The sequence below is a fragment of the Rhizobium sp. CBN3 genome, from assembly GCF_030518245.1.
Taxonomy (GTDB): Bacteria; Pseudomonadota; Alphaproteobacteria; order Rhizobiales; family Rhizobiaceae; genus Rhizobium; species Rhizobium aethiopicum_A.
Genome location: NZ_JAULSE010000006.1, coordinates 81399 through 100890, shown reverse-complemented (window position 1 = coordinate 100890; position 19492 = coordinate 81399). Strand labels below are relative to the sequence as shown.

The following is a 19492-nucleotide window of genomic DNA, read 5'->3' as shown; positions in this document are numbered from 1 at the left end:
CCAAGCCCCTCCCCCTTGTGGGGAGGGGTTGGGGAGGGGTCTTCGCCGACGCGACCGGCCGCTAATCTCGAGCAGATCCGATGCATGTCGTCCGCGCGATTGCATGTTCTCCGCCAAAGGCTTAGGGTCGGGGTAGGTCAGAAAAGGCAACGGGTAGAAGGCCATGGCTCTCAGCGGCAAACGCATCCTCCTCATCATCTCGGGCGGCATCGCCGCCTATAAGAGCCTGGATCTGATCCGCCGGCTGCGCGAGCGCGGTGCCAGCGTGCGCCCGGTCATGACCAAGGGGGCGCAGGAGTTCGTTACGCCGCTTGCGGTCGGCGCGCTGGCGGCGGACCATGTCTTCGTCGATCTCTTTTCGCGGCAGGACGAACAGGATGTCGGCCATATCAGGCTGGCGCGCGACTGCGATCTCGTGATCATCGCCCCCGCCAGCGCCGATCTGATGGCGAAAATGGCGAACGGCCTTGCCGATGACCTCGCCTCGACCTTGCTTCTGGCGACGGACAGGCCGGTGCTTGCCGCGCCGGCTATGAACCCTCGTATGTGGGCACATCCGGCGACACGGCGCAATGCGGCGAGGCTCAGGGAAGACGGCGTGCGCTTCGTCGGGCCGCTGGCCGGTGAGATGGCCGAAAGCCGGGAGGCGGGGATCGGCCGGATGGCGGAGCCCCTGGAGATCGTCGCTGCGGCCGAAACCATGCTCGACGAGGGAGAAAGGCCGCTGAAGGGACGCAAGGCGATCGTCACGTCAGGACCGACCCATGAGCCGATTGATCCGGTGCGCTACATCGCCAACCGCTCCTCCGGCCGGCAGGGGCATGCGATCGCCGCAGCCTTGGCCAAGCTCGGGGCCGAGGTGACGCTCGTCTCCGGGCCGGTGACGATCGCCGATCCGGTCGGCGTCAATGTCGTCCATGTCGAGCGGGCCGAGGAGATGCGTGATGCCGTGCTGGCGGCGCTGCCGGCCGATATCGCCGTGATGGTGGCGGCGGTGGCGGACTGGCGCGTAGCCTCGGCCGCCGACCAGAAACTGAAGAAACATCCCGGCGAATCCATTCCGACGCTGGCGCTGACCGAGAACCCCGACATCTTGAAGACTCTCGGACATCACACGATGCGGCCGAAGCTGGTGATCGGCTTTGCCGCCGAGACCCAGGACGTGGAAAGCAATGCCAGGGCGAAGCTCGAGCGGAAGGGCGCCGACCTGATCGTCGCCAATGATGTTTCGCCTGCGACCGGCATCATGGGCGGCAGCCGCAACAGCGTCAAACTCATTCGCCACGATGGCGTCGAACAATGGCCAGACCTGACGAAGGAAGAGGTCGCCGAAAGGCTGGCGGCGCTGATCGCCGGACGCTTCCGCGCATAGTCCACCTCGAAAATCGATCCCGTTTTTCGGAAAGGATTATGCTGAGATAGCCATGCGTTGCGATTTGGCTTTGCTCGGCTTTTCCGGACGGAATTCGGCTACATCGATACCGTTTTTGCCGACGATGACCGCGCTGCCATCAGGAATCTCCGCCCAGGCGTCGACATCGTCGTTCAGCGGTTCGGAGACGAGGCAGTAGCCGGCACCGACGGGCGAGGCGTAGAGCGTCGGCGCCCTGCGATCGGTGGCATAGCGGATCGCATAGAGCGACTTGCCGTCGGAGAAGGCGGCGGTGAAGCGCAGCAGGATCGAGCCGATGGTGTTTTCGGCCAGATCTTCGACGAAGCCGATCATATCAGCCATCGCAGCGATCGGCGCCTCGCGCAGGCCGAACTGCAGCGCCAGCAGGAACATCAGCTCGGAATCGGTCGTGCCGCTGCGGGCATTGAACAACTCGTCGTCAAGCGTCGCCTCCATCGGCCGGCGCAAGCGCTCGAAGCCCGATATCTGGCCGTTGTGCATGAATGACCAAGTATCGTGGGTGAAGGGATGGCAATTGTCCCGGCGCGTGCCGCCGCCGGTGGCGGCACGGACATGGGCTAGAAAGAGCGGCGAACGGATCTGCCGCGCCAGGCTCTTCAGATTGCAATCCGACCAGGCCGGCAGGATGTCGCGGTAGCGGCCGGGTTCGGGCCTGTCGCCGTACCAGGCGATGCCGAAGCCGTCGCCATTGGTCGCCGTCTTGGCGCGGGTGGCGCAATGGGACTGCTCGATCAGCGAATGGGCGGGCGAGGATACCAGCTCCTCGAGGTAGAGAGGGTCTCCGCGATAGGCTGCCCAGCGACACATGGCTTTTGCTCCGGAACCCGCGGCATCGGCGGGCATGCTCTAAATTGTCGAACGCCACGGCTAATAACAGCTTAACGCGCGACTGATTTGCAGGCCGATCATGACGGTTTGGTGACCGGGTGAAACTTCAAATTCGGCGAAAGCCTGTGTTCTTTTGTGAACGCGGGTCCGGCCCAGAGGGATGCCTCGAGTGCAATTTCTTCTTGCATCTGACGCGAATCATCCTACCTTTTCTTTTATCAGCAACAGAACGAAAGGAAGGTGATCCAATGTCTAATGAGATTTCGGACCTCGTATCGGGCATGGAAGTGGTGATGAAAGCGAGGCAGCCCTCGCTCTAAGACCCGCCTTCCTGGGGCTGCTTTGACAGTCCAGGCCAGTTCGAGGCCAAACTCATGGAAAGGGTCGCCGTGGCGGCCCTTTTTATTGCTCTGAATTTCCAGCATTGACGGACGATCGGAGTTCTTCTACTCATAAAGTCATCTGATGACTTTATGAGTAGAAGATGCAGGCGCTCAGCAAGACCAATCTCGCCGATGAGGCGATCGAGGCAATCCGCAGCGACATTGTCGGCAAGCGCTGGGCGGTCGGCGACAAGCTGCCGAACGAGGCCTCGCTGTCGGCCACGCTCTCCGTCAGCCGCGGCACGGTGCGCGAGGCGGTGCGGGTGCTTGTCTCCCAGGGTTATCTCGAAACCCGGCAGGGGTCGGGCACCTATGTGCGTTCGACCAGCGACGCCAGCCGGCCGCTGACCATGGCGCGGCGCGCCAGCCTGCGCGATCAGTTCGAAGCGCGCTGCGCGCTCGATGTCGAGGCGGCACGACTGACGGCGATGCGCAAGACGCCGGAGACGATTGCCGAGCTGCGCCGGCTGCTGAATGAACGCGGCAGTTACGCCGGCGGCGATGAAACCGCCTTCATCGAACGGGACCTCGCCTTCCACAAGGCGGTCATCGCTGCTTCCGGCAATCGGGCGATGATCGAAATCTACGCTTTCTTCTCGGCCTCGATCGCCGACACCATTGCGGCAACGCTCGGCAAGGATATTCCCGAACCCGACATGCAGGCGCATGTCGATATCGTCGATGCGATCGACAGCGGCGATCCCGACCAGGCGGATGCGGCGGTGCGCCGGTTCATGGCCCCCGTTCTTGCCGCACTCGACCGAATGATGCTGTCATGAATACACCTTCCAACGCTGCCGCCGTCACGCTTGACGTGGCCGACGAATTGCTGATCGATGCCGAGGCCGGCAGTCTTCCCGCCCAGCAGGCAACGCCGGTGCGGAATGGTGCGGCCAGTTTGCTGCTCGGCGCGAGCCTCGTGCTGATCGCTTTCAACCTGCGCCCGGTCTTTTCGAGCGCCTCGGCGCTCCTGCCGGAGATCCGCTCCGAACTCGGGCTGGGCGCGCTCGGCGCCAGCCTGCTGACGACGCTTCCGGTCGTCTGCCTCGGCCTCTTCTCGCCGCTTGCGCCTCGTCTTGCCCAGCGCATCGGAACCGAACGCACACTGCTCGGCGTTCTCCTGCTGCTTGCGCTCGGCACAGCCTTGCGCGGGCTTTCCTCCGTGCCGCTGCTCTTTATCGGCACGGCCCTTGCCGGTGCCTGCATCGCCGTCGGCAACGTGCTGCTGCCGGGACTGGTGAAGCGGGACTTCCCCACGCGCGCCGCGCTGATGACCGGCTTCTATACAATGGCGCTCTGCGCAGGTGCTGCCAGTGCGGCCGGGCTGACGCTGCCGATCGAACATGCGCTCGGCGGCTCTCTCGGGCGCGCGCTCGCCGCCTGGGCGCTGCCGGCGCTCGCCGTCGGCCTCATCTGGCTGCCGCAGGTTCTTCGCGGCGGCGCCGGAGCAAGGCGAAACGGCTTTCGCCTCGACGGACTCTGGCGGGACCGGCTGGCCTGGCAGGTCACGCTGTTCATGGGGCTGCAATCGGCGCTTGCCTACTGCGTCTTCGGCTGGCTCGTTCCCATCCTGCGCGAACGCGGGCTCGACGGCGTCACGGCCGGGGCGATCGTTTCGCTCTCGGTGATGGTACAGGCGGCCTCCTGCCTCGTCGTGCCGCATATCGCCGTGCGCGGCCGGGATCAGCGATTGATCAATGCCGGCCTCTGCGGCGTTGCCGTCACCGCTCTGCTTGGATTGCTCTTTGCGCCGCTTTCGAGCGTCTGGCTGTGGGCGGTGCTGCAAGGCATCGGCCAGGGCGGACTGATCGCGGCCGCCATGACGACGATCGTGCTGCGCTCGCGCGACCCCGATGTTGCCGCCCATCTCTCCGGCATGGCGCAATGCGTCGGCTATCTCCTCGCCGCAATCGGCCCGTTGATCGTCGGCCTCATCCGCGGCTGGACCGGAAGCTTTTCCTGGTGTGCCGTTCTGTTCGTCGCGCTCGGGCTCGGAGCCGCGATCAACGGCTGGAGAGCCGGCCGAGCACTTGAAGTGAATGTGCACGCGGTTGAGAAAGTCTGAGCCGCCCGCGGCTCTAAGCTCACTGGCCCATCACCATCTCTTGATGCCGGTCGCCAGCCGCGGATGCTACGCTATCTCAGCCTGCATCCGCCGGAGGACAAATCGTGCGCATACGAACCCTGTTTCTGCTCACCGCGTTGATGGCATCGTTGGGGCCTGCCCTTTCCCCGGCCCAGGAAAGCGGCGGGCGCCAGGCCAATGTCGAGCGCAGTGCACGCGACGGCGTGCTGAAGCTGCTGCCAGCCGACTCCGTCACGGAGCACGAGCTGACGGTCGACGGCCGGAAGATCGCCTATACCGCGACCGCCGGCACTCTTGATCTCTTCGGCCAGGATGGAGCGCAGACCGGCGCGATCTTCTACACCGCCTATGTCGCCAAGGGTGCCGGGCCGGATCGGCCGCTGACCTTTGTCTTCAACGGCGGGCCGGGCGCGGCCTCCGCCTTTCTGCATCTCGGGCTGGTCGGGCCCAAAGTACTCGATTTCGGGCCTCAGGCACGCGACGGCGCCCATGCGAAACTCGTCGATAACGAGCATAGCTGGCTCGACTTTACCGATCTCGTGCTGATCGATCCAATCGGCACCGGCTGGAGCCGGACGGCGAAGGCGGACGACGCCTCCAACTATTACAACGTCAACTCGGATGCGCAGAGCATCGCCAAGGCGATCGCGCTCTATGTCGCGCATAACAACCGCTCCAACTCGCCGAAATATCTGTTCGGCGAAAGCTATGGCGGTTTCCGCGCCGCCAAGGTCGCTTCCACCCTGCAGGAAAGCCAGGGCATTGTCGTCGCCGGCGCCGTGATGCTCTCGCCGCTGCTCGAAGGACAGCTGATGTTCGATGCCGACCAGTTCGCGCTGGGCGCGGCGCTCGAGCTGCCGTCGCTCGCTGCAGCCGAACTCGACCGGCACAATGCCTTTGACGAGGAGAAGCAGAGGCAAGCGGAGCGTTTCGCGCTCGGCGATTATTTGACGACGCTCGCCGGCCCGCCGCCGACGGGCGCCGATGCCGCAGCCTTCTATGGCAGGATCGCCGGGCTAACCGGCATTCCGCAAGATATCGTGGCCCGCAACCGCGGCTTTCTCGGCAATTCCTTCGTCAAGCACTCGAACGGCGGCAGCGGCGAGCTGAAGAGCCCCTACGACGCGTCCTTCACAGCGCCCGATCCCTTTCCGGAGTCGGATTACGACCGCGGCGACGACGCCATTCTCGACGGCTTCGCCCGCGCCTATGGCGGCGCCTTTGCCGATTATGCCCGCAACGAGCTCGGCTTCAAAACCGAAATGACCTATTCGCTGCTCGACAGCGATATCAGCCGGCGCTGGGACTGGGGCGGCGGCCGCGGCGGCGGGTCACGCTTCCAGGCGAGCGCCACCGACGACATCAGGCAGCTGCTCGCCTCGGGCACGGCCTTCCATCTGCTGATCGCGCATGGCTACAGCGATCTGGTGACGCCGTACAGCGTCAGCCGCTATGTGGTCGATCACCTGCCGCCGTCGCTCGCCGATGGCCGCGTCGGGCTGAAGCTCTATCACGGCGGCCATATGTTCTACACGCAAGCCGATCAACGAGCCGCCTTCACGGCGGATGCCAAGGCCTTCTATGCTGCACGCCCGGCCGCACAGCCGGCGGATTGAGGAGTTGCCGATGCATATAACGGGAGGATGTCATTGCGGAGCGATCCGCTATCAGGCGGAAATCGATCCGGAGCGGGTCACGATCTGCCACTGCACCGATTGCCAGCGCCTGACGGGCTCGGCCTATCGCGTCACCGCGCCGGCGCAACCACAAAGCTTCACGCTTGTCTCGGGCGAACCACGCAGCTATGCGAAACATGGCGACAGCGGCGCCCTCAGCCGGCAATTCTTCTGTTCGAATTGCGGATCGCCGCTCTACCGCACGGATGGCGAGGGCGGTGCGATCGGCATCCGTCTCGGCGGCATCGACCAGCGGCGGGACCTGACGCCAAAGAAACAGATATGGTGCCGGTCGGCTCTGCCTTGGGCGGAAAATATTCAGCCGCTGCCGCGGTTTGATGGCGAGGACTAGCGCAAGCAGGACGACTTGACCTGAGGAAGGGAGGCGGTAGGCCGAATTAGGTTATCAGCCACCTGGTCAGCATGTTGAGTGCGGGACCATCACGGTGGTGAGCCGCCTGTGGCGAAAGCGCAAGCCAAAGAGCCGCCCTCTGCGAGCGCCGTTCACGCCTTCCACCGGCCTACCCGGAGTGGAGCGACGTGGGTCCGACCGTCGCGCGAACATCAAAACGAAACCCGTTAATATTGCTCCAATTTTAGCTCGAACTGACTAAGTGCATCTAAGATCAATTTATAGTATATATAACTCGAGGGGAGAATCGCGCATACGTCGCGACGGGCTACCGCAATACTCAAGGGATTTCTGCTGAATTTTACAGCCTTGTATTGCATTTCTGTGGACGTAATCTTCAGGGACTCTATTACGACGGCCTTAGGTTGGGACTTTAGTCGTAACGCGTATAGGGACTTTAGTCCTAATACCCTCCAACTGTGAATGAGCTAGTCCTCTCGATCCACCACAATCGCAGTCGATCGAGAGCTCTAGGTTCAATACGCAAGAGGGTGGGCCCGGGATGCAGTTCGGCATCCGGGCTCTGTGACCCTCTGCGAGCTAGCCGAGGGAGAAGCTCCATGGCACTCGATATCACAACTCAAGATCTCATCATTGACGAGACCGCCGGTCTCGACGACGACGACGTCAACCCGGCGCTTGCGCCGCACAACAATGCGACGGTGCAATATCTGTTGAGCCGTGACGCTGCCGGGGGGCTGACCTCGCCAGAGGTCGCCTACCAGAGCAATTTCGTTGTGGCCTCGGCGAGCGCCGGGGAAACCATCACCTCGGTCGTTCTCACCCAGAACGCCTCCGGCACCCCATACTCCACCACGGATGGCGTCAACAGCGGCATTCGCACGGTCGACGGCAATTACATCTGGCTGTTCCAGGATGCGACGCATCCAAACGTCGTGATCGGCGTCATCGGCACCACCAACGCGGCCACCGAGCCGGCCGAGACCGGGCCGCTCGCCTTCTCGCTGGCCCTCCTCAGCACCAGCAACACCAATGCGGACCTCTACACCGTCCAGTACGTGCCGTTGCTCCATCCCGATGCGAACAACGCCGACGACCGCATCGATCTGACGAACAAGGTATTCGCCTCGGTCACCGGAACCACGGTGGTCAATTTCAGCCAGCTTGGCGATGCCCCTTCCGGGCATAACAACTGGTATATTCTCGACGCCGACGCCGCCAGCCCGCAGAAGATCCTGGTGACGGCGCACGACAATGGCGTGCAGACGGAAGTCAATGTCAGCACCCAGGGCCTCGGCGTCGCCTCTCAAGACGTGCGCGAGGGCCGTGAACTTCAGATCGACCTGATTACCGGCGGCATCCAGAGCGCGGGGAAAAGCTTTACCGACACGCCGACTGCGCCCGACTATGGCTCGCACATCGAGAACGTCTCCAGCGCCGGTTTCTCGGTCTCGCAGTCGACGCCGACCAGCAGCGTCGCCGACATGGAGATCCACGCCTATAACAATAACGACAATGCCGAAGGCGCTGCCTTCCCCACGGACGATAACGATACCGAGATCAACATCACCGGCGCGACGTTCAAGCTGAACGGCGTCACAAAAACAGCCGCGGAGCTCGGCATCACGGTCAATGTCGCCGGCACCGGATTGATCCTCGAGAATGTCGGCGAGGGCGTGACGGTCGATTTCACCACCGCGGGCGGCGTTGGCGGAACATTCGACCGCTTCACCATCAAGAATATCGACACCGAGAAAGACTACTTCGACGTCAAGGAAGTGCATTTCGGCGGTGAGGTGAGCAACGCCTATAATGAAGAAGTCGGGTCCTTCATCAACTTCGACGATGACGGGCCCAGCATCACGGCAACCGGCACTCCACCGCAACTGACAGTCGATGAGACCGTCCTGACCACCAACGCCAGCGCCGACTTCTCGACCTTCTTCACCTCCAATGCCGGGGCCGATGGCGGCGCCGCCACCGCCATCACTTATGCGCTCGGCATCAAACAGGGCAACAATGTCAGCGGCCTCACCGATACCGCAACCGGCCAATCCGTGCTGCTCTTCCTCGAAGGCGGCAACGTGGTCGGGCGCGCCGGATCAGCCGCCGGCGCGGTCGTCTTCACCGTCAGCGTCAGCGCCGCCGGCATCGTCACCCTCGACCAGCAAAGGGCGGTCGTCCATACCAATACCAGCAATCCGGACGACAGCACCACCCTGGCGGCCGCCGACCTCGTCACCCTGACCGCCACTATCACCGACCGTGACGGCGACCACGCCCCGGCCACCCACAATATCGGCCAGAACCTCAATTTCGAGGATGACGGACCGACGATCACGGCAGCCGCCACTGCACCGCAAGTGACCGTCGACGAGACCGACCTGGGGACGAACGGCACCGGCAACTTCACTACCGCCTTCACCTCGAATGCGGGCGCCGACGGAGGCGCCGTTGGCGGCGCCATCTCTTATACGCTCGGTATCAATGCGGGGAACAATGTCAGCGGCCTCACCGACACCGAAACCGGCCAGTCCGTGCTGCTCTTCAAGGAAGGCAGCAATGTGGTCGGGCGCGCCGGATCAGCCATTGGCGACATCGTCTTTACCGTCAGCGTCAGCGCTGCCGGCGTCGTCACCCTCGACCAACAACGGGCAATCATCCATGCCATTACCACCGACCCGGACGACAGCCGCACCTTGGCGGCCGCCGACCTCGTCACCCTGACCGCCACCATTACCGACGGTGACGGCGATCACGCCTCGGCCATCCGCAATATCGGCCAGAACCTTAACTTCGAGGATGACGGGCCGACAATCACCAAGCCGTTCGACGGGGATCCGGTTCTCGCGGGCACTCAGCACGAGACCCTAGCCAACGCGCTCAACGCATCGGCAAGCGGCGACTTCGGCTACAACATCGGCGCGGATGTCCACCCGGCTGCCTTCTATACGAATGGTGGCTCTGACTTTGTCGACCAGGATCTCGTGACGAACGGCGTCCAGATCGGGCTGACCGGCACGATCACTGGCGGCGGCGGCGGTAGCCTTCTCAGTTCGAATGTGACGCTCGGCTCGGAGAGCCTGACCTCCGCGACGTTCAACTTCACCTTCACCTATGACAAGGATCCGGCGGACGGCAACCAGGTCGGAACGGCGGGCGGCACCCTCGTCTTCGACAAGGTGGCCGACACCTATACCATCAATCTGACGGACCCGCTCGAAGGCTTCAGCTTCGACGTTCTTCACACCAGCGAGCTCTTATCCAAGCAGCCGACGAGCAATACCGGCCACCCGCAGATCGTGGTGGAAAAACTGCAGGGGGATGTCGTGGGCACGCCGGCTGACGAAGACTTCTACGTGCAGTTCACCGGCAATCTGATCAACAAAGCCAACCCGTTCCGCTTGACCACCGATGGCGAGGGGTCATCCAATGACTCCACCTTCACCGTCGGCGGTCACGAGATGGTCAGCAACAACAACGAAAACTGGGTGTCTGCAACACAGAGCACCAACGGTGTTGCCGGCGACACGATCCAGAAAGACGAACTGCTCACCTTGCGGTTCTTCAACAGCGATGTCGGCATTGTCAACGAGGCCCTCACCCCAACGGCGACCGCCGGCGCGATGGCGATCAAGTTCGACGGCATCGGCAACAGCGAAGACCTGATGCTGATCCTCGACCTGATCGATGGGAACGGCTCCGCGATCACCCGGGCCATGTATGTGTCGAACGCCGACATCTACAAGGCCGGCCAGGTTCCGGCGCCCTACAGCAGCGAGTTCACGCTCGACAATAATGACGGCCTCGTGATCGTCGAGCAGAACGACTACAACGCCGCTGGCGAGACCTACGTACTGCAAGGCGTGCAAATCATGCAGTCGGGCAACGGGATCACCGGCGATGCTACTGCGATCGACCTCATCAGGGCGACCGGCGCCAATGGCGGCAGCAACGCGACCGCCAATCTGGTGAACTTCGACACCACCGATAACGACGTGCTGAAGATCACCGATATCGGCTTTACCTCGACCGTGACCCAGACGCCGGATGCCAATCTCGACTTCGCCTTCAATGTGGTGGACGCCGATGGCGATCAGACAGCGATGCAGCACATCCTTGTCGACGTCGCCTGATAACTGACGAGACGGGGGCAGCCAAGGCTGCCCCCCACTGTCTTTGCATGCGCGTGTAATCTCGTACTCCAGAGACATTATGATGAAAACAAACCAACAGCCCCCTGCCCTCCAGGTGGTGATGAAGGAAGCCAGACGCGCCATCCGACCGCTTCTCTGGTTCAGCGGCGGCATCAACGTGCTGATGCTGACCGGAGCGTTTTACATGCTCCAGGTCTACCACCGCGTGCTGTCCAGCCACAGCCTGGAGACATTGGCGATGCTATCGCTGATGGCGGCCGGCGCGCTGGTGGCGATGGCGGGGCTGGAGGTGGTGCGCGGGCGCCTTCTGGCAACCGTCGGATCCTGGATGAACGCACGCCTGGCGCCGGTGCTGTTGACCGCATCGGTGGAATATGCCGCCTCGGCGCCCGGCCAGGCCAACGCCCGTCCGCTGCGTGACCTCGACCAGGTGCGGAATTTTTTCACCAGCCCCAGCATCTTCCCGATCCTTGACGCGCCTTGGGCGCCGCTGTTTTTCGCCGCCATCTTCTTCATGCACCCCTGGCTGGGCTGGCTGGCGCTCTGCGGCGGTGGAGTGCTTTTCGTGTTGGCCCTGCTCAACGAATGGCTGACACGCAAGCCCTTGACCGAGGCTGCAGGCGCGCAGTCTCGCGCCTATGTCCAGGCCGAGGCGGCGATCCGCAACGCCGAGGTGGTCCAGGCGATGGGCATGTTGAAGCCCCTGCTGGAAGGCTGGAAGCTGCAGCAGGACGAAGCCAACAAAGGCCAGGTCGTTGCCGCCAACCGCGGCGGTATCATTTCCGCCATCGCCCGCTGTCACCGGCTGGCCCTGCAAATGGGCATATTGGGGCTTGGAGCCTATCTCGTTCTTCGCAACGAAGCCTCCCCCGGCATCATGGTCGCCGCCTCGATCCTGATGGGTCGTGCATTGTCGCCGGTCGAACAGGCGATCGGCACCTGGAAGGCAACGGTCGGCGCGCGGGCCGCTTACCGGCGCCTCACCGCCGTTGCAGGCCAGCACCCCGAGGCAACCCCGGTTCTGGCGCTGCCGCGGCCGACCGGGAAGTTCGAGGCCGACAATATCGTGCTTGCCCGACAGGGCGGCGAACATATCCTGAAAGGGATCAGCTTCCATCTCGAGCCGGGTGAATCCATGGCCCTAATCGGCCAGAGCGCGGCCGGCAAGACCAGCTTGGCGCGCATATTGGCCGGCGCCTGGCGCCCATCCGGCGGGCGTGCGCTGCTCGACGGCATGGATGTCGCCCAATGGGCGGCGGAGGACCGTGGCCATCATGTCGGTTACTTGCCCCAGGATATCGAGCTCTTCGCGGGGACGGTTTCCGAAAATATATGCCGCTTTGCCAAACTCAGCCCGGTGATCTTCGACAAGGTCGTCAAGGCCGCGCAGCTGGCAGGCGTTCACGAACTCATCAAAGGACTGCCGAAAGGTTACCTCACGGAGATCGGCGAATCCGGCGCGGTCCTGTCCGGCGGACAGCGCCAGCGCATCGGCTTGGCGCGGGCGCTCTACGGCGATCCGGCACTCGTTATCCTGGACGAACCCAATTCCAACCTCGACCGCGACGGTGAGGAGGCATTGATATCAGCGCTCGGCACGATCAAGGCGGCGGGCACGACCGTCATCCTGATCGCCCATCGACCGAACATCATGGAGACGGTCGACAAGATCCTTGTCCTCAATCGCGGCCAGCAGGATCTCTTCGGTCCACGCGACTATGTCTTCAATGAGCTCGCCGCTCGCGTGCGCAAGGTCGCTCAAATGCCGACGATCGTGGCGAAGTAGCAAGGGAACGTAACCGCCATGAAAAAAGAGATGAAGGTCGTTCCGTTACCCGTTTCGCCGCCCCCGGCACCGGTCCCGCTGCGTCTCACGGGCGTCACTTTTACCGGCTTCGCAATCATGTTCCTGTTCTTCGGCATGGCCGGAGGCTGGGCGACGCTTGCACCGCTGGACAGCGCCGCAGTGGCGCCCGGCCTTGTCAAGGTTGCCGGTGACCGCAAGCTCATCCAGCACCTCGAGGGCGGGATCATTGCAGGATTGACTGCCGCCAACGGCGACATCGTCAAGGCCGGCAAGGTCCTCCTCCAACTCGATGATACGCAGGCGAGGGCAAGGCTAGATCTGGTCCAGAACCGGATCGCAACGCGCGAGGCGCTGGCCGCTCGCCTCAGGGCCGAGCGTGACGGCAAAGCCGAGATCGAGTTCGATCCGGCGCTGCTTGCAAACCCCACCAAATCGGCAAGGGACGCGGTGGCCGCACAACGTGACGTGTTTTCGGCCAAGCACCACAATCTGAAGGACGAGCGAGAGATTCTCAGCCAGCGCCGCCGCCAGACCGAGGAAGAGATAACAGGACTGCAGGAACTCATCGTTACCGAGGACAAGCAGATCGAGGTGTTCGAGGGGGAGACCAGAGATCTTGAGAGCCTCGTCAAGCGCGGCCTGGTCACCCGCGAGCGTTGGCTGCTGCTCAGACGGCAGCAGCGGGAAGTCGAGGGAGAGCGCGCGACCAATGTCGCAGCCATCGCTCGCGCCAGGAGCGCCATGGCCGAGATCGACATGCAGATCGTCAACCTCAACACATTGCAGCTGAACGAGGCCGTCGAGGAGCTGAGCAAGGTCGAGGCGGAACTGTTCGACCTCAGGCAGGAGGAGCGGTCCGCCAGGGACGTGCTTGCCCGCACCAACGTCGTTGCGCCGGTCGACGGCATTATCATGGACCTGAAGGTCCATACGACCGGGGGCGTGGTGAAACCCGGCGAGACCTTGATGACGATCGTGCCGATGGGACAGCAGCTCGTTATCGAGGCGATGGTCAGACCAGAGGATGTCGAGACGATCGCTCCCGGACAGCCGGCGCGCGTCAGTTTCCCGGCCTTTGCCCGTTACAACCTGCCGCCGCTCGACGGTGTCGTGGAGATCGTATCGGCTGACAGGATGGTGGAGGAGCGCAGCGGCGCGCCCTTTTTCGCCGCGACCGTTGTGATCGACCAGAGCGAACTTTCCAAACTGGAGGGCCGTAAACTGCTGCCCGGCATGTCGAGCGAGACGATGATCCGGACAGGTGCCCGCACCGTGCTTTCTTACCTAGCCGAGCCGATCACACAGAACTTCCGCCGGGCGATGCGGGAAAAATAACCGCAGCGCCACGCTTCCAAGAACCACCGATCACGCCGCCTTGGCGGCGTGATATTCCTTGATTGCGACCATCTTGATCGCCGGATAACGCTCCGCCTCGTAACGCAGCGAGAAGGCGTCCTGGGCGAGGAAGACTGGATCGCCGTCGAGGTCGCGGGCGATATCGCCGCGCTTGACGGTGAGGAACTTTTCCAGATCGGCCGGCTGATCGGCGGAGATCCAGCGGCAGACGGAGAAACGTGACATCTCGAAGGAGACCGGCAGGCCGTATTCGGCCATCAGCCGCTCCTTCAAAACATCGAGCTGCAGGGCGCCGACGACGCCGACGATCGCCGGCGAGCCGTCCTCCGGCGAGAACAGCTGCACGACGCCTTCCTCGGCCATCTGCTGCAGCGCTTCCTTGAGCTTCTTCGCCTTCATCGCATCTTCGAGACGCACGCGGCGCAGAATTTCCGGCGAGAAGTTCGGCACGCCCTGGAAGACCAGGGCTTCGCCTTCGGTCAGCGTATCGCCGATGCGGAGCGTGCCATGATTGGGAATGCCGACGACGTCGCCGGCATAGGCGGTGTCGGCGAGCTGGCGCTGCGAAGCGAAGAAGAATTGCGGCGCCGTCAGGCCAAGCTGCTTGCCGGTGCGGGCAAGCCTTGCCTTCATGCCGCGCTCGAGCTTGCCGGAGCAGATGCGGGCAAAGGCGATGCGGTCGCGGTGGTTCGGGTCCATGTTGGCCTGGATCTTGAAGACGAAGGCGGTCATCTTGTCGTCGGTCGCATGCACGGTCCTGGTGTCGGCGACCTGGTCGCGCGGCGGCGGCGCGAATTCGCCAAGCGCATTGATGAGGTCGCGAACGCCGTAATTGCGCAGCGCCGAGCCGAAGAAAACGGGCGTCATATGGCCTTCGAGGAAGGAATCGCGGTCGAAGGGACGGCATGCCTCGATGGCAAGCTCGGTCTCGTCGATGAAGGCCTGCCGTTCGTTTTCCGGCAGCCTGTCGGCGATTGCCCGCGGACCGTTGACCGGCGTGGTCTCGACTTCGGTATCGGAACCACGGGCGGTGCTGTTCGCCAGATGATAGGAGCCGCAGAAGGTTTTCGAGCGGCCGATCGGCCAGGTGATCGGCGCGGTATCCAGCGCCAGCTTCTCTTCGACCTCGTCGAGGATCTCGAAGGGATCGCGGCTTTCCCTATCCATCTTGTTGATGAAGGTGATGATCGGAATATCGCGCATGCGGCAGACTTCGAAGAGCTTCAGCGTGCGCGGCTCGATACCCTTGGCGGCATCGATGACCATGACGGCAGCGTCGACGGCCGTCAGCGTACGATAGGTGTCGTCGGCGAAATCCTCGTGGCCGGGCGTGTCGAGGATGTTGAAGACATTGTCGTTATATTCGAAGGTCATCACCGAGGTGACGACCGAGATGCCGCGTTCGCGCTCGATCTTCATCCAGTCGGAGCGCGTCTGCATGCGGTCCTTCTTCGCCTTGACTTCGCCGGCAAGCTGGATGGCGCCGCCGAACAGCAGCAGCTTTTCGGTGAGCGTCGTCTTACCCGCGTCCGGGTGGGCGATAATAGCGAATGTGCGGCGGCGGGAGACCGCCTCGGCGAGGCTTTCGGCCATAGTGTGAATCCTGTGGAATTGCGGCTTACCTAGCGACTAAAGCCCGGCAATGCAATTGACCTTACCCGCGCACGCGCAAAGTAATGGGCCATGACCATTCATCACGACCTCAGCCCGACACTGAACCTCATCCGCCTGGCCAATGGCGAAGGCCTCGACTTGCCCGCCTATGAAAGCAAGGGGGCGGCCGGCATGGACCTGCGCGCCGCCGTCGCCGACGGCGAACCGCTGACGCTGCCGCCCGGCAAACGGGCGCTGGTGCCGACCGGCTTCATCTTCGAGATCCCCGAGGGTTTCGAGGGGCAGGTGCGGCCGCGCTCCGGTCTTGCCTTCAAACACGGCATCACCTGCCTCAACTCACCCGGCACCGTCGACAGCGACTATCGCGGCGAAGTGAAGGTGCTTCTCGCCAACCTCGGCGAGGAAGCCTTCATCATCGAGCGCGGCATGCGCATCGCCCAGATGGTCATCGCGCCGGTCACCCAGGCGCGAATTGCCGAGATCACCGAGACAAGCGAGACGGCGCGTGGCGCGGGCGGGTTCGGCTCAACCGGCGTTTGATCGACGGTTCGAATGAAGCAGCCGTTTGTGGGGGCGCTTATGCTATTCAAGAGAGCGCCATGGGGCGTGGTTATGGGTCTAGCGGCAGCGCTGACGGCAACGTCAACGCTTGCGATCGATTCAAAAAAGCTCCAATCGATTCGCTCATCGATGTCTTTGGAAGAGATCGTCTCATTTGCCGTCTCAAAATCAACAGCCCCGATCCTCGACATCAACAAAACGATCGAAATGAATATCGCCCTCAATGCGAGGGGTATGGGGAGAAGCGATATTCAAGCTTTGCAGATAGAGTTTTTGCGAGTGTTTTCTGCGATTGGTGCTTACGCTGAAATCGACATCAATTTCGACGCCAGCCAATCGATCGAATATTCAGCTGGAACGCCATATGCCCCTTTCGGTGATCAGAACCGGCGGTCGAATAGCCAGGCAGTTGACGTGTTCGTTGATCGTGATGCGCTCAAGCTGGCAAAATTGGGCCAGATAGCAGTGCACGACATAGACACGCTCCGAAGCAAGCCGGATACGTTGGAATGCTACCATGAGCGCCGGAAAGGATATCCGGCTATCAACGTTATCGTCGATCGCCATATCAATCCTGTAGGTTGCCTTTACACGGTTCTGCTGCAGTCGATCGGCCTAAAGGGACCTTTCGGCGGGGTTGCGGCAACATATCATGCCGGGGAGGTTCCCGGCTTCAGGCGCAATGCCGAAATGGCGGCAGCATATGCCATTCATGAGTGCCGATCTTTCATCGATAAAAAAGATCAGTTTGAGCAATGTATCACAGGAGTTCTGAAGGGGAACTAAGGAGCCGCGGAGTTGCCCAAAATAAGCAGCGTTGACAGGACATTTATGCTATTCGGGAAAGTGCGTTTAGGCGTGATTGGGGGCCTAGCGGCAGCGCTGGTCGCAACACCGATGCTTGCGATTGATTCAGCGAAACTCCAGTCGATTCGGTCGTCCTTCTCCACCGAGGAGGTGGTCGCATTCGCTGTGGCGAAATCGGCAGCACCGATTTTCGACATCGACAAAACCATCGATATGAACATTGCCCTCAACGTGAAGGGCATGGATAGACGCGATATTCAGGCTTTGCAGATCGAGCTTTTGCGCGTGTTTTCTGCGATTGGTGCTTACGCGGAAATCGGCATCAATTTCGACGTCAGTCGATCGATCGATTACTCGCCTGCAACGCCGTATGTGCCTTTCCGGGATCAGAACCGGCCTCCAAACATCCAGACTCTCAACGTGTTCATCGATCGTGATGCGCTTAAATTGGCAAAGTTGGGCCAAATCGCAGTTCACGATGTAGACACGCTTCGGAGCAAGCCAGACACGTCGACGTGCTATCATGAGAGCCGAACGGGAAACCCGGTCATCAATGTCCTCGTCGACCGCGACATCAATCCGGTGGGCTGCCTCTATGGAGTTCTACTACAATCGGTCGGAGTTACGGATGCTTTTGGCCGAGATGCTACGACTTTCAATCCCGGAAGAATTCCCGGGTTTAGGATCAACGCCGAAATGGCGGCAGCATATGCCATTCGCGAATGCAGATCTCTCATCGATAAAAAAGATGAACTTGGGACGTGTTTGAACGGCGTTCTCGGTGAAGGGAAATAAGGAATTCCGGATTGGCCGAGGCTGCTTGCATTCCCTTGCGGTATACCTTCGATCGCGGATTCCTAAAGCGCGTCGCAACAATCTTGGTTCAAGCGGACGCGCTGCCGTCCTTTGCTTTTATACATCTCGTTATTCCCCGCTGCACATTTTGGTGAGACACCTCTGATGGCAAATCGCCTCGACAGCGCCGGCCTGACCTTCCGGCTGGATTACTTCGACGACCCGACCGGCTGGGCGGCCTTGGTCTGTCTGCTCAAGGATATTTTCGGCATCGATATCGGCCCGCTGCAACAGCTTGGCGGCCCCGATCCCAGCAGCATGCCGTTCGGCTGGTTCGATGCCGAGGGCAAGCTTGCGGCCAATATCTCGGCCTTTGCGCTGCCCTTCGTCATCAATGGCAGGGTCGTCCATGCCGCCGGCCTGCAGTCGGGCGCGGTGCGGCCGCAGTGGCGCGGCCGCGGGCTTTATCGCGACCTGACGGTGAAAGCGCTCGACTGGTGCGAGCAGCAGGGCTTCGAGGCCGTCATCCTCTACACCGATAAGCCATCGCTCTACGAGCCCTATGGTTTCCGCTCGATAGCGCTGCACCGCTACGAGGGGGCGGCCCCCGCGCCCTCGACATCAGCCGCACCAGCCCTGCCGCTTTCGGCGGCGAATGCGGATGATCTTGCCCTGCTGCAAGCGCTGCTGAAAGCACGCAGCCCGGTCTCGACGACGCTTTCGGTGACGGCGAATGCAGCGATGTTTCTCATCAATACCCAGCTCGACCCCGATATTCGCGTCAGTTTCCTGGAAGGCGAGCGCGCAGCCATCGCCTGGAAGATGGATGCAGCGGGTCGCTTCAGCCTTGTCGACGTCGTGGCGACGGAAATCCCGACGCTTGCAGCGATCCTCGGCGGACTCGACATCGTCTCCGCCCGCATCGAGGTGCTTTTCCGGCCGGACAAGCTCGGCTGGGCGGGTGATCCGCTACCGCTGCAAAGCGGCACGACTCTGATGCTGCGCGGGCTCGACGATATGACCCCGCATTTTCCGGCGATGCTGTCGCCGATGGCGGATTTCTAAGCGCCGGCTTCGGCCGCCGCTATCTTTTCCGCGAAAGCGGCGGCAGGCGGCGTTTGACAGGCGAAGCTTTGATCATCGCAGTGTTGGTTTCCGCGCGTTCGGCGACCCTGTCGAGGAGACCGTCGAGCTCCGCCATCGATCGGATGACCAGGCGGGCGATGAAACAATCCTCGCCGGTCACCTTGTCGCATTCGACGATTTCGGGGATCTCCTGGATGATGCGCTCGACGATGTGCAGCTGTCCCGGCAGCGGGCGGACCCGCACGATCGCCTGCAGGGGATAACCGACGGCGGCCGGGTCGAGATCGATGGTGAAGGCCTTGATGACGCCGCGCTCCTCCAGCCGGCGCAGGCGCTCGGCAGCACTCGGCGAGGACAGCCCGACCTGCTGCGCCAGCTCCTTGAGCGAGATCCGGGCATTGCCGGCCAGCGCCTCCAGGATAGACTGATCGATATCATCGAGCGATTGTACATCATTAGCCACGTCGATGAATTCTCCTATGATGATTAGGCGAGAACGTCGAATCTCCTTTCCATTCCTATATAAAATTCCCTGCTACCGCAATAATC

Annotated in this window: 15 protein-coding genes; 12 read left to right on the top strand and 3 right to left on the bottom strand. The window is 62.2% G+C overall.

The features are described 5' to 3' along the window. Positions 1-163: 163 nt before the first annotated feature. A complete protein-coding gene (gene coaBC, locus QWJ46_RS11680; protein ID WP_302751253.1) occupies positions 164-1372 on the top strand; it encodes a bifunctional phosphopantothenoylcysteine decarboxylase/phosphopantothenate--cysteine ligase CoaBC in 1209 nt (402 codons plus the stop codon). Positions 1373-1408: 36 nt separating this feature from the next. Here coaBC and QWJ46_RS11675 read toward each other — a convergent pair whose 3' ends face one another. Continuing rightward, on the bottom strand, positions 1409-2221 hold the full coding sequence (locus QWJ46_RS11675) for a class II glutamine amidotransferase (protein WP_302751252.1): 813 nt from the start codon (positions 2219-2221) through the stop codon (positions 1409-1411). A 505-nt stretch (positions 2222-2726) separates the two neighbouring features. On the opposite strand from QWJ46_RS11675, the gene QWJ46_RS11670 reads away from it, so the two are divergent. From QWJ46_RS11670 to QWJ46_RS11640, 7 genes are all read left to right on the top strand, one after another. Continuing rightward, positions 2727-3404 (top strand): FadR/GntR family transcriptional regulator, encoded by a 678-nt coding sequence (locus QWJ46_RS11670; protein ID WP_302751251.1) that lies wholly within the window; start codon positions 2727-2729, stop codon positions 3402-3404. Next, positions 3401-4690 carry an MFS transporter gene (locus QWJ46_RS11665; protein WP_302751250.1) on the top strand — a complete coding sequence of 430 codons (1290 nt, stop codon included), beginning with the start codon at positions 3401-3403 and terminating at the stop codon, positions 4688-4690. Before QWJ46_RS11670 ends, QWJ46_RS11665 begins: the two co-directional genes overlap by 4 nt. Positions 4691-4794: 104 nt before the next feature. Next, entirely contained in the window at positions 4795-6327 is a 1533-nt protein-coding gene (locus QWJ46_RS11660) for a S10 family peptidase (protein WP_302751249.1), read from the top strand. A 10-nt stretch (positions 6328-6337) separates the two neighbouring features. Then, on the top strand, positions 6338-6739 hold the full coding sequence (locus tag QWJ46_RS11655) for a GFA family protein (protein ID WP_302751248.1): 402 nt from the start codon (positions 6338-6340) through the stop codon (positions 6737-6739). 620 nt (positions 6740-7359) lie between these two features. Next, positions 7360-10896: a DUF5801 repeats-in-toxin domain-containing protein gene (locus tag QWJ46_RS11650; RefSeq protein WP_302751247.1), complete on the top strand. Its 3537-nt coding sequence runs from the start codon at positions 7360-7362 to the stop codon at positions 10894-10896. Between the two features lie 82 nt (positions 10897-10978). Continuing rightward, positions 10979-12703 carry a type I secretion system permease/ATPase gene (locus tag QWJ46_RS11645; RefSeq protein WP_302751403.1) on the top strand — a complete coding sequence of 575 codons (1725 nt, stop codon included), beginning with the start codon at positions 10979-10981 and terminating at the stop codon, positions 12701-12703. Positions 12704-12721: 18 nt separating this feature from the next. Beyond that, the gene (locus QWJ46_RS11640) at positions 12722-14059 is read left to right on the top strand and encodes an HlyD family type I secretion periplasmic adaptor subunit (RefSeq protein WP_302751246.1); all 1338 of its coding nucleotides are present in this window, start codon (positions 12722-12724) and stop codon (positions 14057-14059) included. A 30-nt stretch (positions 14060-14089) separates the two neighbouring features. Here the strand turns inward: QWJ46_RS11640 and QWJ46_RS11635 are convergent, their stop codons facing one another. After that, entirely contained in the window at positions 14090-15673 is a 1584-nt protein-coding gene (locus tag QWJ46_RS11635) for a peptide chain release factor 3 (RefSeq protein WP_302751245.1), read from the bottom strand. Positions 15674-15763: 90 nt separating this feature from the next. Between QWJ46_RS11635 and dut the strand changes: the two genes are divergently transcribed. The 4 genes from dut to QWJ46_RS11615 all read left to right on the top strand — a co-directional run bounded on the left by dut (position 15764) and on the right by QWJ46_RS11615 (position 18922). Continuing rightward, the gene (gene dut / locus QWJ46_RS11630) at positions 15764-16234 is read left to right on the top strand and encodes a dUTP diphosphatase (protein WP_302751244.1); all 471 of its coding nucleotides are present in this window, start codon (positions 15764-15766) and stop codon (positions 16232-16234) included. A 12-nt stretch (positions 16235-16246) separates the two neighbouring features. Then, a complete protein-coding gene (locus QWJ46_RS11625) occupies positions 16247-17041 on the top strand; it encodes a hypothetical protein (protein ID WP_302751243.1) in 795 nt (264 codons plus the stop codon). Between the two features lie 12 nt (positions 17042-17053). Next, positions 17054-17857: a hypothetical protein gene (locus tag QWJ46_RS11620; protein ID WP_302751242.1), complete on the top strand. Its 804-nt coding sequence runs from the start codon at positions 17054-17056 to the stop codon at positions 17855-17857. 165 nt (positions 17858-18022) lie between these two features. Then, the gene (locus QWJ46_RS11615) at positions 18023-18922 is read left to right on the top strand and encodes a GNAT family N-acetyltransferase (RefSeq protein WP_302751241.1); all 900 of its coding nucleotides are present in this window, start codon (positions 18023-18025) and stop codon (positions 18920-18922) included. A 19-nt stretch (positions 18923-18941) separates the two neighbouring features. Here QWJ46_RS11615 and QWJ46_RS11610 read toward each other — a convergent pair whose 3' ends face one another. Next, positions 18942-19406 carry an Lrp/AsnC family transcriptional regulator gene (locus QWJ46_RS11610; protein ID WP_184458015.1) on the bottom strand — a complete coding sequence of 155 codons (465 nt, stop codon included), beginning with the start codon at positions 19404-19406 and terminating at the stop codon, positions 18942-18944. Positions 19407-19492 lie beyond the last annotated feature (86 nt).